This window comes from Chitinophaga deserti (genome assembly GCF_003149455.1).
In the GTDB taxonomy this organism is placed as follows: Bacteria; Bacteroidota; Bacteroidia; order Chitinophagales; family Chitinophagaceae; genus Chitinophaga; species Chitinophaga deserti.
On the sequence record NZ_QFFK01000006.1, the window covers coordinates 394,381 to 410,807 of the forward strand.

Below are 16,427 nucleotides of genomic sequence, written 5' to 3' on the forward strand. Positions count from 1 at the left end.
AAAAACAGTCTGCCGGAAGGTTACCGGCAGACTGTTTAAAATCCATTGTTCAGAGAAAGTTTATACTTCAGGTTCTTCTTCAAACCCGTCTTTCGATTTTCTTTCGCGGATAAACACAATCCCAATCACCATACAGATCACTGCAACGGCTACAGGGTAAATCAGCCCGGCGAGGTGGTTATTGTAACGTTGTACAAGCAGTGTTGCAATTGCAGGCAGCATACCGCCGAATACGCCATTGCCGATATGATATGGCAGCGACATCGATGTATACCGTATGCGGGTAGGGAACAGCTCCACGAGGAATGCTGCTATAGGGCCATACACCATGGTTACGAACACTACCTGTACGAATACGAGGAATATCAGCCAGATGGTTTGGTTCTGGCCTAGCTTAACTTCCTTCGTAACGGGTTTGTTGGCTGTAGTAATTTCAGTGACAGTGGTGCCATCCGAGTATTCCCGGATTTTACGCGTGTGCTCAACGGGGGCATTGTTCAACAACGTTGTAGTGCTTTCAATACGGTAGCGCTCTGTCATTTCCTGTTTGCGGGACAGGTCTACAGTAGCATCCATGGCATGATATATCGGGAAATAACTGATAGCGGCAACGAGCATACCCGCCATCATGATCTTCTTACGCCCGATCTTATCCGATAAATGTCCGAAGAGAATAAACAGTGGTGTGCCAAAGAAAAGCGCAGTGGCGATGATGATATTGGACTGTATGAACTCCACCTTCATGGTGTTTTGCAGGAAGGAGAGGGCATAAAACTGTCCTGTATACCAAACTACACCCTGACCCATGGTGGCACCAAACAGTGCCAGCAGCACCAGTTTAAGGTTCTCTTTGTTCCCGAAGCTTTCTTTCAGCGGGTTTTTGGAAGTTTTGCCTTCTGCTTTCAGTTTGGAGAACAGTGGAGACTCGTGCAGTTTGATCCGGATGTAATAGCTCATCAGCACGAGGAATACGCTGAGCCAGAAGGGAATGCGCCATCCCCAGTCGCTAAACGCTTCCGGGGTCATGGAAAGGCGGGTGGCGAGGATAACGCCCAGCGACACAAAGAGGCCTAATGTAGCCGTGGTTTGGATGAAACTGGTAAAATACCCGCGCCGGTTGGCCGGGGAATGCTCTGCCACATAAGTAGCTGCTCCGCCGTATTCTCCACCCAATGCCAGCCCCTGGGCCAGCCGGAGGATAAGCACAAGCACGGGTGCCAGATAGCCGATAGTGGCGAAACTGGGTATGAGCCCGATAGCGAAGGTGCTGCCGCCCATGATGAGGAGCGTCAGGAGAAAAGTGTATTTCCGGCCTACCATATCGCCCAGCCGGCCGAAAACGATCGCACCAAACGGACGGACCACGAAGCCGATGGCGAAGGTGGCCAAAGTAGCTATGTAAGCCAGTGTTGGATTGCTGTCAGGGAAGAATTTCTCTGCCAGGATCATGGAAAGACTACCGAAAATGTAGAAATCGTACCATTCAATAAGGGTTCCCGCAGAAGAAGCGAATATGACCTGCCAGATATTCTGCTTCGGGTTGGATACATTCATAAAGTGAAATTGTTATCCGGAAAAGATAAAAAATAACCGGAATGTTTCCAACCTTCAGCAGTTTTGCATTGTTTTAACTGTTAACTTTAATCTATTACCTACGGAAATACCTAATGCTGCGGACTTTCTTCCTTTTACTGATCATAACATCGGGGCTTTATCCTCAACAGTTGCTGGCCCAGCGGCCTAAAGTAGGGCTCACCCTCAGCGGGGGCGGGGCTAAAGGCCTGGCGCATATAGGTATCCTGCAGGCTATCGACAGTGCAGGGCTCCGGGTAGACCTTATCACGGGAACGAGTATGGGAAGTATCGTAGGTTCCCTCTACGCCATCGGGTATTCGGGAGACTCCATAGAGATAATGGCCCGGCGGCTCGACTGGAACAGCCTTTTCTCCAATCAGCCCGTAATGTCCGATATCAGCTACGAAGAAAGAGGGGAGTACAACCGTTACATGGTCGAAATCCCCTTTGAATACGGTCGTCCTAAACTCACTTCAGGCGTTATTTCCGGGGAGCAGCTCTGGCTTGAATTGGCTAAAATGTGCTGGCCCGTGAGGGATGTAAAGGATTTCTCTAAGTTTAATATTCCCTTTAAATGTATTGCCACTGATGTTGCCACCGGCGATATCGTGACACTTGATAAGGGCGAAATTGTGCAATCCATCCGCGCCAGTATGGCCATTCCCTCAGTATTTACGGCCGTCCGAATCAACGGGCGAAAGCTGGTAGATGGTGGGGTAGTCCGCAATTTTCCCACCATTACCGCCAAAGGAATGGGGGCAGAGATTATTATAGGCTCCAACGTTAGCGGCGGCCTGCGGACTGCCGAAGAGCTCATTACTCCCATAGATATCCTCTACCAGCTGGGATTTTATAAAGACGCGGCAGATTTCGTGGAAGCAAGGAAGATTACTGATGTTTATATAGAGCCGGAGCTGAAAGGGTATTCCGCCGCCAGCTTCAACAGCGTGGATTCCATCATTGAGATCGGAAAGCGGAAGGGCAGGGAGCTGTATCCTGTATTTAAAAGAATGGCCGATTCCCTGAACGCCCTTTATCCCGAAGCGCCTCCTGAAAAGAACCGTCTACCCCGCGTACCGGATATCGAAGTCGCCAATATCACGATCACGGGCCTGGTGCACTCGGATGAAAAGTTCTTCCGCGGCAGGCTGGGGCTTGAGCCTGGCGGCTGCTACTCACCGGATAAGATCCGCGAAGCCATCCTGAACGTTTACGGTACCCGTTTCTATAAACAGATCACTTATAATCTTCGTCCGCATGGCTATGGCCGCAGCGATCTCGAAATCCAGGTGGAGGAGAACCCATTGACGTACGTAAAGTTCGCCCTGCACTATAATACCTTTACCAGTGTAAGCGCTATCATAAATATTACGCAGCGTAACTTTATTGTGCCGAACAGCCGCGCGCTTGTATCGGCGGCCATCAGTGAAAATCCGCGGCTCCGTGCAGAATTTTTTAAGTACCTCGGCCGTAAACGCAATTTAGGCTTTGGGCTGGGGGCTTATTACGAGAATAATCCTTTCAGTTTTTATAGCGATTACCGGAAAATACAGGAGTACCGCAGCAAATATGCCAATGTGAGCGGTCATTTTCAACTGATGCTGAACCGCGTGATGGCAATCGGCGTAGGTTCCCGCTGGGAATATATGCGTCTGAAACCCAAGATTTCCCCTTTTGTGGAAATGGATGGTAATACCAATCAGTTTAATTCATTTGTTTATTACGGGCTCAATACGCTCGACCGCAAGCTGTATCCTACCCGTGGTGCCCGCATTGAGATGGAAGCAGGTATGGTACATAGCCAGAACCCCGATATCAAGGTAAGGATGGATGGGCAGGAGTTGTCGTTAGACAGTCTGGGTTTCACTTTTGATCATTACCAGCGGGTTAATCTCAAAATGAACTACTATTTCCCTATGAGCCGGAAGTCGACCCTGAACCTGAATGCATACGCAGGTTACAATTTCAATTACAACCAGGCTATTATCAACGATTTCCGGATAGGGGGTGTTACGGATTTCAGCAGGAACCAGGTTCCGTTCGTTGGTTTATACGACGGGGAAATCAATACCCCCAGCGTTGTATCCCTGCAACTGGGGTGGCAGTATGAAGCATTGCGCAACGTATACGCCATTCCGCGCATTTCTACGGCCCTCTATGATCTCAACGGCATTTCTTCCACCAAGTATTATTATGTAACCGGATACGGCCTTACGCTGGCTTATAGTTCCAAGCTGGGCCCATTCGAAGCCACCCTTATGTACAGCGATCAGGCACAGGTATTAAAAGCCTATGTAAACCTGGGTTTCCATTTTTAAGGCGGGATTACCTCTTAGCTTATGCATGAATTCGCCTGTTTGGGTGTTTAATGCCCCCTTATGCGCACAGATCAGCTTCTAATCCAGCATTTGAACCCCCTAAAATACGCCTGCAATTAACCTAAAACGTTATTTCTACATTAATCCTTCATCCATCCTTCATCCATCCTTCATCCTTCATCCTTCATCCTTCATCCATCCTTCATCAAACCCTTGCTGTGGCTGAACATGGATGAAGGATGGATGAAGGATGGCAGTAGGATGTCAGCAGGTTTTGCAAAATACATCGCTCATGGTTCTGGTGATTTCTTCACCCTTTTATTCACTGTAGCCGCTTAAATCGGCAATATTGATGCGCTAAGTTGCGTTTTTAATTAAAGATTTGCATTTATTTGCGGGAATGCGGGCTTTTCCCTAACTTGAGCGCTGTTCAACCAAATCTGCCCTGCTTATGCTGAAGGAAGAACGTCATAACGTAATCCTGCATGAGGTAAACCTCCACAATAAAGTGCTCACGACCTACCTCGTGGACCGCTTAGGCGTGTCTGAAGACACCATCCGGCGCGATCTCAACGAACTGGCAGAAATGGGCAGGATTATTAAAGTACACGGCGGGGCGCTTTCCAAATCTTTCCACAATTCATTTAGTCCGACAGATGTTTATGCCCGTTCGGAAAAGAAGATAATCGCGCATAAAGCCGCACAGATCATAGAAAACGGCATGTTCGTGCTTACCACCGGTGGCACCACCATCCTGGAGATGGCTCGGGCATTGCCCCAGCAGCTGCACGCCACTTTCTTTACCGGAAGCTTACCCGTGGCTTATGAATACTCCCAGCATCCGCATATAGACGTGATCCTGATCGGAGACCGCCTGCTGAAGAACTCCAAAATAACAGTGGGTGGTGCTGCCATCGAACAAATCAGGCAGGTAAAGGCAGATATATGCTTTCTGGGCACCAATGCCATCGACCTCCATGCCGGATTAACCGACAACGACCGGGATGTGGTGCAGATCAAAAAAGCAATGATCGACTCATCTTCCAGGGTAGTATCGCTGGCCATTTCGGAAAAAATCAATACCGCTCAGCGGCTGAAAGTTTGCAATATCAATAGTATCGATACCATAATAACGGAACTCGGCCCGGATGATGCGCTGATGAAGCCATACCGTTCCGCAGGACTGGAAATAATCTAAATCAGACAGGACAAATTCAACAGAAGAACAGGAAGCCAGGCCCCGGCAAAAATTAAATGACGAAGAAAGGCTTTACCCCCGACAGCAATCTGCCGCTAAAAACGGCAGGTATGGCTCAATGACATCATGTGAACAACATACATCAACCAAAATCGATTCTCCCTTTCATTTTTTAGTCTAAACCAGATTCGTCATGACAAATCCAATTAGTTATCAGCAAAGAAGGTGGAAAGCATTCTCGTTGCTCCTCTTCTTCCAGCTAACGGCCTGTGTGCTAATGGCGCAGGTACGTTTCAGCGGTAAAGTAACCGCCCCGGACGGTTCGGCCATCCCGGGTATTACAGTAGTATTGCGTGCTACTTCCTCAGGCGCCAATACTGATCAAAACGGACAGTACAATTTTACAACCAACGTTCAGCGGACGAGCTACATCCTCGAGTTCTCCGGCATCGGTTTTAAAACCATTTCAAAAACCGTAACCGTAAGTGGTGGTGCCGCTACGGCCGATGCGGTGATGGAAGAAGATGTGTTGAAAATGGATGAGGTAGTAGTAATCGGTTCTTCCCTCCGCCAGTCGCGTAAGCAACTGGGTAATACGGTGAATTCGGTAGATGCGAAACAACTGCAGAATACAGGCTCCGGTAACCTCAGCGCTTCGCTGCAGGGTAAGGTACCCGGCGCACAGATCTCCCAGACCTCCGGCGACCCCGCCGGTGGTATCTCCATCCGTATGCGCGGTACCAGCACCATCATGGGTTCTTCCGAACCACTGTATGTAGTGGATGGTGTGGTGATCAGCAATGCTACCAATAACGTGACCAACCTCAATGTGGCAGGTAACCCCCGGGCCGAATTCGGCACCAACCGACTTGCGGATATTAACCCCAACGATATCGAGAAGATCGACGTGATACCCGGCGCTTCCGCTTCCGCGATTTATGGAGCCCGCGCCAGCAACGGTGTTGTATTAATTACAACCAAATCAGGCAAAACCGGCCAGCTCCGTGTAGAAGTAGGTACAAGCGTAATTATGAACGAACTGCGAAAGAAGGTATATATCTCTAAGTATGGTAAACAATTCGGTACCGCCGCACTGCGCCTCGGCAATATCAGTGATGTTCCTGCGACCTCGCCGCATGTGGCGTACACCCGGCCCGATGGCCAGACGCGCCGGCTTGGCACCGACCTGGTAGACGTAACGCGTTACGATTACCAGGATCTGATTTTCCAGCGGGGGCTGGGTACCGACAACTACGTATCCATGAGTGGCGGTACGGAGAAAACGAAGTACTACTTCTCCGGAGGTTTCTATAAGAACGAAGGTATAATCCGCAATACTGACTTCCGCCGCTTTAACTTTAAATCGCGCATTGACCAGATCATTAACAAGTATATTTCCATTACCGGCGGTTTGGCCTATACCAACAGTTTCTCGAACGAGAAGCCCAATGGTAACGTGTTCTGGAGCCCGATCAACTCCATTAATATCACCAACAATATTTTCAATGCGGAAGAAAGAGATGCTGCAGGCAATCTTAAAGGTGTGGAGCCCACCCGTGTGAATCCGCTCAGTGTAATCGAGGATATGCAGCTTACACAGTCTGTTAACCGTGTGATCGGCGACTTCCAGGTGAAGATCAAACCGGCTGAGGGGTTTGGTATTGATTACATTCTGGGTGTCGATAATTTTGGGCAGGAAGGTAATAACTTCATCGAGCGCTATCCTTACATCTCCGCGCAGGAAGGGCTTGGATACGCTTCGGTGGCTAATGTGAATACATTCCTGATTAATAATGACGTGAACATTTCCTACAACGCCAAATTCGGGGACTTCAGTTCGCAGACGAACCTGGGCTTTAACCACCAGTATCAGAAAATAACCGGGCAATACAACGAGGGGCGCGATATGCTGCCGGGTATTACCAATATCAGTGGTGCCGCCACCAAACTGGATCCCCGTTATACGATGGACCAGCGCCAGATGTACGGTGCCTTTCTGCAGGAAACCTTCGGTTACAGGAACATCGCATTCCTGACTCTGGCCGCCCGTATTGATGGTTCCACCAGCTTCCCGGAAGATACGCGCAACTACTGGTATCCCAAAGCCAGTCTTGCGTGGAACCTGAGTGAGATGGACTTCTGGCAGAATATGGGCAGCTGGTTCTCTTCCGCCCGTTTGAGAGGTTCATGGGGGCTTGCTGGTAACCTGTCTGGCATTGGTTCTTACGACCGCTTCAGTTCATACAGGTCTGCCACCATTAACGGCATCGCCACTTACAATATTAACCCCGGACTGGGTAACCCGCTGGTAGAACCGGAACGCGCGAGCGAGCTGGAAGGCGGTGTGGACCTTTCTTTCCTGAAGAACCGGCTGGGCGTTGTATTTACCGTGTATAACAAAAAGATCGTAGGTAATTCGCTGCTCGTAGAGCGTACCCTGGCGCCATCCAGCGGCGGCTCCAGCCGTGTGGAGAACGTGGGCGACCTTACCAACAAAGGATGGGAACTCGGTATTACTGCCACTGCGGTATCGAACAAAAATCTGACCTGGAACCTAAATGCATCCGTAAACCGAAACAAGAACCTCGTAACCTCTTCCAGCCAGGTAACACCTATTACGCTGGTGAATGCTGCCGGTTCGCCATCGGTGATCCTGGCGGGACAGCCGATCGGCGTATTCTATGGCAACTATTTTGAGCGCGATGCGAATGGTGCATGGGCGGTAGACGCGCAAGGCAGGCCTATTGCTGCAATCAATAACCCCACTCAGAAAGTATTGCTGCGTAAGGTGATCGGCAGCCCGCATCCCGATTGGATTGTGAGCTTCGGTAGCGCACTTGCGTACAAGAAGTTAAGCTTCAACTTCCTCTTCGACGGGGCGCTTGGCCAGGAAATATTCAATGCTGACCGCCGTACCCGCCAGGGTGTAGGTATCGGAGATGTGTCTGAGAAAGAGATCAGGGGCGAACTGCCAAGAGGGTACATATTTGCGGTATATAATACAGAGGAGTATCGTGTGGAAAGCGGTTCCTATATCAAATTGCGTGAGGTATCTCTCAGCTATGAACTGCCTTCACTCGCTAAATGGATCCGTTCCATGTCAGTTTCACTGACCGGCCGTAACCTGGTAAGTTTCGACAGCTACGAAGGCTATGATCCCGAAACTAATGCCGGCGGTAACAGCGCCGTGCTCCGTGGCATCGACTTCGGTAACGTGCCTATCCCGAGAACATATCAATTATCGCTCCGCGCCAGTTTCTAATCTCAAATGAATTGTAACATGAAAACGCATCATATAAAACGAATTGCTGCAGCTTTTCTCTTCGGGATAACGCTGCTTCCCGCAACTTCCTGTAATAAAGAGTACCTCAACCCGAGCGAAGCATCGGTACCCGTTGTAATTTCCAGTCCGGACGCGTTGATGACGCTTTGTGCCGGCCTGCAACGCAGATATACCATTGGCCGGCAAAGCCCGCTGTACTGTTATGCCGTTGGCGGTGGTTACAGTGTATACTCACTGTATACGATCAACATCGGGAATACCAGCGAGAAAGAAGTGGAATCAGGGAAGGGCGCCATTACGCTCAACAACTCCTTCATTACACAAATGTGGGGGCAAAGCCTCCTTACGCGTACTGAAGCGGAAACGGTGCTGGCTAATCTGAATGTAGCCACAGTTCCCGGCGACCGTGCCGGTCTTCAGGCATATGCCAGCATCTTTTATGCCCTGAGCATGGGGGCGCTTGTGCAGTATTATGTGGAGATCCCCCTGGTAAACGGTCCTAATGCTACCTTTAGTCCGCGTGCCGCAGCGCTGAAAAAGGTCATCGAAGTACTTGAAAGTGCCGATGCAGAATTGAATACGAATGCCATCAGTGCTAAGTTTCTCACCAAAGTGCCTGCCGGTATAGACGCGAAAAATACTATCAAAGCACTCCTTGCCCGTTTCTACAACATACAGAGTATGATCACAGGCACTTATAATGCTGCAGACGGTGCCAAAGCGATCGCTTTCGCTCAGGCTGCCAGCAAAACAGTAAAATCGGAGTTCCGTTTTTCTACCGCTACAACTAACCCGATAGGAGAGTTGGCTGCTACCGTAAACGTGTTTGGCGCCATTGATTCCACGCTGGGCCTCAGGAATGGCCTGGCGCCGGTGCCTGCGGCTTCTGATCCGCGCGTTGGTTATTACATCAGCCAGAAGGATGCAACTACTTATCCGCTAAAGGCCTTTGCGCTGAACACGACGGCTTCTTACCCGGTGTACCTCCCGGGAGAAATGCACCTGATCATTGCGGAAAACTATGCCCGCCAGTCGCAGTTCCCTAATGCCATCGTGGCACTGAATGCCGTACGTACAAAGAAGGCTGCGGATGACATTTATGGTATTGGTGCCGATCAGCCGCCTTATGCCGGGGCGGTTACGCAGGCCGCCATCCTCACCGAAATTTACAAGCAGCGCAGACTGGAAATGTTCGTTTCCGGACAGGAGCTGGAAGACAGCCGCCGCTTTGGCCGTCCCGGCCCGAACCAGCCCGGTGAGGAAAGGAACCGCAATTTCTATCCTTATCCGCTGAGTGAAAGAGATAACAATCCGAATACGCCGGCAGACCCGCTGATATAAGAATTATGCTTATAATAAGAAGGCCGGATGCAGCAGTGCATCCGGCCTTTCTTTATAGCATAAACGTATCAATCAGTTAATGCATCCTGTCGCCCCTTACGGGCAGCTTCGCAATCATGTCTGCTTCAAAAGCCAGCCATTCCAGCCAGCGTTTTCTGACTTTCTCTTCAGGGATGTATTCATTTGCCAGGTCGATGAACATGCGGTAGTGCCCGGCTTCGGAGACCATGAATTTGCGGTAGAATTCGCGGAGGTAATCGTCTTCAAGCCCTTCGCTCAGCAGCCGGAAGCGTTCTGCGCTGCGTGCCTCAATCAGGGCGAACATCAGCAGCCGGTCGAGCAGTACCACATCCGGCGCGCCGCCTTTCTCCTGGAAATTCATCAGTTCGTTTACGTACAGATCTTTCCGTTGTTTACCGAGGGGGAAACCACGTTTCTTCATTTCTGCGAGTACCTGCCGGAAGTGCCCCCATTCTTCAGTAACGAGAGGTGCCAGCTCTTCTACCAGCCGGGCCCTGTCCGGGTACCGTTGTATGAGTGATATAGCGGAAGTAGCAGCTTTTTGTTCGCAAAAGGCGTGGTCGGTGAGGATTTCTTCGAGGGAAATAGCGGCGAGGTTTACCCATCGGGGGTCGGTAGGTAATTTCAGGCCGAGGATTGAAACTTTACTGCTCATACGCTGTTGTTATTGGAAAGCGAAGTTACAGATAAGATACTTAGTTTTGAATCATGCAAAAAGAAGACTTTCTCCGCAACGCCCTCGAAAAGCGCCGTGAGCAGCACGCCTTCCGCCAGCTGCGCACCGGTGGCCAGCGTATCGATTTCTGTTCGAACGATTACCTCGGCCTTGCCCGCAGCGAACGTGTGCAGGAAGAGGCCCTTCAGATCTGCCGGCAGCTGCCGCAGATCCATGGCAGCGGCGGCAGCAGGCTCCTCGCAGGCAACTACGAACTGGTGGAGCAGGCCGAAAAACTGATCGCAACTTTTCATGAAGCACCCGCCGGACTCATCTTCAACTCCGGATACGATGCCAACCTCGGTCTTTTTGCATCCGTTCCACAAAAAGGGGATGTGATCATTTACGACCAGCTCATCCATGCCTCCATCCGCGACGGCATACGGCTATCGCCCTTGCAGGCGTTTTCTTTTATTCATAATGATATGGATGACCTGGAGAAGAAGCTCGTAAATGCAGACGGGCGGATCTTTGTAGCCGTGGAATCCGTATATAGTATGGATGGCGATATGGCGCCCCTTCGTGAAATAACGGACCTCTGTAACCGCCATAGCGCCCTGCTGATAGTGGACGAAGCACATGCCACGGGGATTGTGGGAGACAAAGGCGAAGGGCTGGTACAGGCGCTGGGGTTACAGGCGCACTGCTTTGCACGGGTGCATACATTTGGTAAAGCGGCCGGCTGCCATGGCGCTGCTGTTCTGGGTACGGCTACCCTGCGGGATTATCTCATTAATTTCTGCCGCGCATTCATCTATACAACCGCATTACCGCCGCAGGCGGTAGCCGTTATACTGGCTGCTTATGATATTTTCCCGGATATGCATGAAGAGCGGAAGCATTTGCAGCGGCTCATACAGCAGTTCCGCAAACGTCTCGGAGGTACCAGTGAAACGCCCATACAGGTAGTGATGGCGCCGGGTAATGAACATGCCCGCGGACTGGCGCAGCATTTGCAGGATAATGGTATGGATGTGAGGGCAATTTTACATCCCACCGTCCCTAAAGGGCAGGAGCGCCTGCGGGTTGTGTTACATAGTTTTAATACGGAGGAAGAAGTGGAAAACCTGGCGGCCACTGTCTTGTCATATTCCTGAAAAGGCGTATATTAACGATAGATTTCCTAACCTTCTAAAACTATTTTATGGATTTACATCCCGTCTGGAAAAAAGTATTAGAAGAGGTTGAGTTTGTTTCCTGGTACCAGGCTTTCACTGAGCAGTTTCAGACTACGTCGCCCTTTACCGACCTCAGCATCACGGAAGCCCAGGATATGATCATGGAATTCGGTTTTCGTAAAACTGTCTATGATCCCGCAAACTCCCTCTATCAGGTAGAAGGTGTGGACGATACCCGGTCTGTCAAAGGCCTTGGCTCTGGCCTGAGCATTGCATTAAAAGATGGAAAGATAGAAGTTGATGTGGCGTTTGATCTTGATCACGACACACGTGTAGGAGGGAAGTTTGCCCTCATTCCGGAGCAATTGGGATATACCGGCCCGTCTTTCCCGACACCCGCTTTCACCAACTATAAAGAATTATATGCAGCACTGAAAATGATTTTCAGTATGTATGAAGACATTGGTAACAAAGTAATCGACATCTTCCTGGCCGAACCGGCAACTATGTAACAATATGAGAATTCTACCCCTGCTAATCACCATCGCCCTCGTCTGGGCGCTCAACCATCGTTTTGCCAATAAACCCGCATTTGGCATGCTGTTCAGTCCACAGCACGGTTTCTGGGTACATGCTGAAAAAACAGGGGAAGATGCTTCTCCGCAGCAGTTATCCCTGACCGGCCTGCAAGACTCTGCCAGTGTGTGGCTGGACGAGCGCAGGGTAGCACACCTGTTTGCACGGAACGATCATGACGCTTACTTCCTCCAGGGCTACCTCCACGCTCAAAACCGCCTCTGGCAAATGGAACTGCAAACCCATGCCGCCGCCGGCAGGCTCTGCGAGATCCTCGGGCCGGGTCTTCTGCAATACGACCGCCTGAAGCGCCGCGAAGGGATGGGATACGGTGCAGAACAGGCCGTAAAGGCCATGGATGCCGACCCTGTGTCCAAACTCATCACCGATGCCTATACCGATGGCGTAAATGCCTATATCGCATCGCTCCGCGAACGTGATTATCCGCTGGAATACAAACTCCTGGGCTATGCCCCCGAACCATGGACCAAACTCAAATCCGCCCTTCTCATCAAATACATGGCGTACGATCTGGCCTCCACCGGCGATGATATTGCTTATTCCAATGCCCGGCAGCGCTTCGGGAAAGAGGTCTTCAACCAGCTGTACCCCGACTGGCCGGACGTAATAGCCCCTATCATCCCCGTAGGCACGCCCTTCCCGGCCGCCACCCTGAAAGCCGTTCCCCCGCCGGATAGCGTAATAACGGCAGGCATAGGTGCCTTCAGACCCGGTTCCCGCCCCGATCCGGATAACGGGTCCAACAACTGGGCGGTTTCCGGCAGTAAAACGAAAAGCGGCGCGCCTATTCTGGCCAACGATCCGCACTTGTCGCTCTCCCTGCCATCAATCTTCTATGAAATGCAGATCCACACGCCCGATGTGAATGTATATGGCGTGGCCATCCCCGGCGCTCCCGGTATTATTATCGGCTTCAACGACCACATCGGCTGGGGGCTCACCAACGGGTATATGGACGTACTGGATTATTACACCATGGAGTTCCGCAACGGCAAAAGCGAATACCGCTTTAACGGAGAATGGAAGAAGGCTGATGCCCGGGTGGAAGAAATCCGCATCAAAGGAGAAGCGCCATACCTCGATACTGTAGCCTATACCGTATGGGGCCCTGTGCTGTACGATCCCGGCTTTGGCGGCGAAGGCTTTGGCAACGGTTACCTCGCCATGCGGTGGACCGCCCACGACCCTTCCAACGAACTGCTGAGCCTCTACCGCCTCAACCGCGCGAAGAATTACACCGATTATACAGGAGCATTGGCAGTATGGGGCTCTCCAGCCCAGAATTTCGTGTTTGCAGGCAAGGAAGATGGTATTGCCATATGGCAGAACGGTAAGCACCCCCTGCGCTGGAAAGATCAGGGTAAATACGTGATGCCCGGCAGCGACAGTACCTATGCCTGGCAGGGATTTATTCCCATGAGCGAGAACCCGCATGTCCGGAACCCCGAACAGGGCTTTGTACAGTCTGCCAACCAGCATTCTACAGACAGCACTTTCCCTTACAATATGTTTGGCTATTACTCGGTTTACCGCGGTCTTCGTATACAGGAGCAGCTGAGTACCATGCAGGGCGTTACGCCTGAGGATATGATGCGCCTGCAAAACGACAATACCAACCGCCTTGCTGTGAGCGCAGTGCCGTTCCTGGCGGATTATGTTATGCCAAACAAACTGAGTGCGGCACAAAGACCGTATTGGGAGATGATGTTTACATGGGATGGCGTATCCTCGCCGGACAGTAAAGCTGCCACTGTATTCAACCTCTGGTGGACCAATCTGAACAAGCGTATCTGGCGCGATGAGATGCCGGAGAAAGACAGCCTGGTCTGGCAGATGCCCACAGCAGAAGCAACATTATACTGGCTCATGCGCGACAGCGCCATGCGCTTTGTGGACGATATCAAAACCCCATCCCGCGAAAGCCTCGCTGATCAGGTAACTGCCGCACTTCAGGAAGCTGCGGATACAGCGGCAGCCATTGCCGGCAGGGGCGATCTGTCAATAGGCGGCAACCGCGGCACGGATATCCGTCACCTGAGCAGGAGCATCCCTGCCTTCAGCAGGATGGGATTGCATACAGGCGGCGGAGCGCATATCGTAAATGCAACGAAGCAGACACACGGCCCCTCGTGGCGGATGGTTGTTGAACTGGGTAAGGAAACGAAGGCGTGGGGGATCTATCCCGGTGGACAAAGCGGTAATCCCGGCAGTGCATTTTACGATAATATGGTAGACGATTGGGCTGCCGGAAAATATTATTCACTGCATGTATATGACGAGCGCAAATCATCGGATACCGGTGTGCGGAAAATATTTTTCTCGCCGAAGAAGTAAGGTGGTGGCTGCTTTGAGAGGGTAGGGGGAATTAAATCCATGAATTATTTGGCAAGAATAATTTAATTCCTATCTTTGCAATCCCAAACGAAACGGTGATGATCCTGTAGCTCAGTTGGTAGAGCAATACACTTTTAATGTATGGGCCCTGGGTTCGAGTCCCAGCGGGATCACTGGAAAAATTAAAGCCCACACACTGTGTGGGCTTTAATTTTTTATCAAGTTCCAAATAGAATCTCAAATGAACCTTACAGTTTTTCAATTCTTCGTCTTAGGTAAGAAGGATATTCTGGATAATCTTTTTCGACTTGTTTGAAAATTTTTATGAGGTGTGGAACTACTACATTGGTGAATTTTTCAATGTCCTTTACAGATACGCGATCAATACCCTTAAAGTGTTTAAGTTCATTAAGTATCATTACATTAAGGTAGGAAATGTATAAGATGGATTCATGTGAGAAATTCCGCTTCAAATAATTAAAACCCTCTTCGTTGACATAGCAGGATATTGTTGCTAAATTGGGGTGTGTGAAATTTGAAAGGAAGTCATAAAGGTATCTGTAAATCTCAAGGTCGTACTCGCCATATTCAGGATGTAGTGATGCTAATTGATAATTTTTAGTAAATTTTAGTTTTAGTTCCCGATTTGTGGCTATCTCCACAATTTTATCAGAGCCCTTCTTTTTGAATGCATGTGTCCCTGTTAACAGGCCTATTTTTATTTTTATATCATTGATGAAATCATCATTCCGTATTGACATTGCGATATGTAAATAGTTTTCAAATATAGATCTGATAAGATTTAACGCATCTTCACCGAAGTTAGAATGCATTAACGTCAATGCTGCTCTTAATGTTTTTAGATTTTTAGTCAGGCAAAACAATAGATACTCTTTTTTTGAGATTTGGTCATCAAACCGATTTATTTGAACCTTGTCGTTTTGTTTTCTTATGATTAAACCTAAAAGGATCTGGTTAAAATGGAGTTTTTCTGTGAGTACGTCCAAACTTTTTATTATACCAGGACGTTTAATCTTCTTTTTGCCTGCTTTTATATCTCTATATTCTTTGATTGCTTCTTCATATTTTAGGATATCTACTTTTGAAATTAAATGTCTATTCATCTCTGTGACAATTAATCCAGTTTTCTGGTGAGCGTACAGGTGTTCTTCTGGCAGACCAAGCTCTTTAAATATTTCCGAAACTCCTTCCATATAATCTTCTTCAGAGATTAAAAGCTGATTTATGAAAACTGGTTCATCAGATTCTGGAGCTCTTCCAAATAGGGTCTTGAACTCTTGCTCATTTTTTTTGATGATTTTCATCGCTTCTGGATGAAGTTTAATTTCCTTGAAAACACTTCCGCTATCATCAATTTTGTACTGTATTTCTTTAATGGTTTTGCAGCACTTTCCATAAGTTTTGCCGCTATCGCAAGGACATGGTTTATTTGCAGGATACGATTTCATTTTCTCATTTATAAAGTGAAAATCATGTGAAATACAGTTATTTCCCATATATCTCTACAGTTGATAGTTCTTTGGCTATTTTATGAATGGCAGCTTGTATTTTATTAGCCTGTTTTTCAGAAGCCTGCTTTTGTCCATTTACGTATTGTCGTAAAAGACTAGCATTAATACCAGCAGTATTTGCTATGGCCGATATTTTTAGATAGCCGAATTTTTCAAATAAGGCAGATAAGTCATACTTGTATCGGAACTTTACTCTTTCTGGTTGTAATTCATGATAATTGAATAATGCTGTCCTGATCTCGACTTCCAATTGCCCCAATGTTTCTGCCTGGCCAAGAATCAGGTTTTCTTTGTATAATACCCGTCCCAAAAAGTCATTTCCGGATTTTTCCAGAATCAATGTTAATTCTTTCATGATAGGATGTTAAAGGGCAGACGATTACTATTTGGAAAGC

Annotated in this window: 11 protein-coding genes and 1 tRNA gene; 8 read left to right on the forward strand and 4 right to left on the reverse strand. The window is 49.1% G+C overall.

Annotated features, from left to right (window positions below):
* Positions 1-60: 60 nt before the first annotated feature.
* Positions 61-1,554 (reverse strand): MFS transporter, encoded by a 1,494-nt coding sequence (locus tag DEV76_RS16230; protein WP_109698955.1) that lies wholly within the window; start codon positions 1,552-1,554, stop codon positions 61-63.
* Positions 1,555-1,667: 113 nt separating this feature from the next.
* Between DEV76_RS16230 and DEV76_RS16235 the strand changes: the two genes are divergently transcribed.
* The 4 genes from DEV76_RS16235 to DEV76_RS16250 all read left to right on the forward strand — a co-directional run bounded on the left by DEV76_RS16235 (position 1,668) and on the right by DEV76_RS16250 (position 9,715).
* Complete coding sequence (locus tag DEV76_RS16235; RefSeq protein ID WP_109698956.1) at positions 1,668-3,893, forward strand: patatin-like phospholipase family protein; 2,226 nt, start codon at positions 1,668-1,670, stop codon at positions 3,891-3,893.
* Between the two features lie 451 nt (positions 3,894-4,344).
* Positions 4,345-5,091 (forward strand): DeoR/GlpR family DNA-binding transcription regulator, encoded by a 747-nt coding sequence (locus DEV76_RS16240; protein ID WP_109698957.1) that lies wholly within the window; start codon positions 4,345-4,347, stop codon positions 5,089-5,091.
* Between the two features lie 193 nt (positions 5,092-5,284).
* Positions 5,285-8,353: a SusC/RagA family TonB-linked outer membrane protein gene (locus tag DEV76_RS16245; protein ID WP_109698958.1), complete on the forward strand. Its 3,069-nt coding sequence runs from the start codon at positions 5,285-5,287 to the stop codon at positions 8,351-8,353.
* An 18-nt stretch (positions 8,354-8,371) separates the two neighbouring features.
* The gene (locus DEV76_RS16250) at positions 8,372-9,715 is read left to right on the forward strand and encodes a RagB/SusD family nutrient uptake outer membrane protein (RefSeq protein WP_157962929.1); all 1,344 of its coding nucleotides are present in this window, start codon (positions 8,372-8,374) and stop codon (positions 9,713-9,715) included.
* Between the two features lie 76 nt (positions 9,716-9,791).
* Here the strand turns inward: DEV76_RS16250 and miaE are convergent, their stop codons facing one another.
* A complete protein-coding gene (gene miaE, locus DEV76_RS16255) occupies positions 9,792-10,391 on the reverse strand; it encodes a tRNA-(ms[2]io[6]A)-hydroxylase (RefSeq protein ID WP_109698960.1) in 600 nt (199 codons plus the stop codon).
* A gap of 53 nt (positions 10,392-10,444) precedes the next feature.
* Between miaE and DEV76_RS16260 the strand changes: the two genes are divergently transcribed.
* The 4 genes from DEV76_RS16260 to DEV76_RS16275 all read left to right on the forward strand — a co-directional run bounded on the left by DEV76_RS16260 (position 10,445) and on the right by DEV76_RS16275 (position 14,673).
* Positions 10,445-11,548 (forward strand): aminotransferase class I/II-fold pyridoxal phosphate-dependent enzyme, encoded by a 1,104-nt coding sequence (locus tag DEV76_RS16260; protein WP_109698961.1) that lies wholly within the window; start codon positions 10,445-10,447, stop codon positions 11,546-11,548.
* Between the two features lie 47 nt (positions 11,549-11,595).
* The gene (locus DEV76_RS16265) at positions 11,596-12,081 is read left to right on the forward strand and encodes a hypothetical protein (protein WP_109698962.1); all 486 of its coding nucleotides are present in this window, start codon (positions 11,596-11,598) and stop codon (positions 12,079-12,081) included.
* A 4-nt stretch (positions 12,082-12,085) separates the two neighbouring features.
* Positions 12,086-14,500, forward strand: coding sequence for a penicillin acylase family protein (locus DEV76_RS16270; RefSeq protein WP_109698963.1), 2,415 nt, complete (start codon positions 12,086-12,088; stop codon positions 14,498-14,500).
* Positions 14,501-14,600: 100 nt separating this feature from the next.
* Positions 14,601-14,673, forward strand: a tRNA-Lys gene (locus tag DEV76_RS16275).
* A gap of 75 nt (positions 14,674-14,748) precedes the next feature.
* Here DEV76_RS16275 and DEV76_RS16280 read toward each other — a convergent pair.
* Both DEV76_RS16280 and DEV76_RS16285 read right to left on the reverse strand, forming a co-directional pair.
* Positions 14,749-15,969, reverse strand: coding sequence for an SEC-C domain-containing protein (locus tag DEV76_RS16280; protein ID WP_109698964.1), 1,221 nt, complete (start codon positions 15,967-15,969; stop codon positions 14,749-14,751).
* 37 nt (positions 15,970-16,006) lie between these two features.
* Complete coding sequence (locus DEV76_RS16285; protein ID WP_109698965.1) at positions 16,007-16,387, reverse strand: hypothetical protein; 381 nt, start codon at positions 16,385-16,387, stop codon at positions 16,007-16,009.
* Positions 16,388-16,427: the final 40 nt, after the last annotated feature.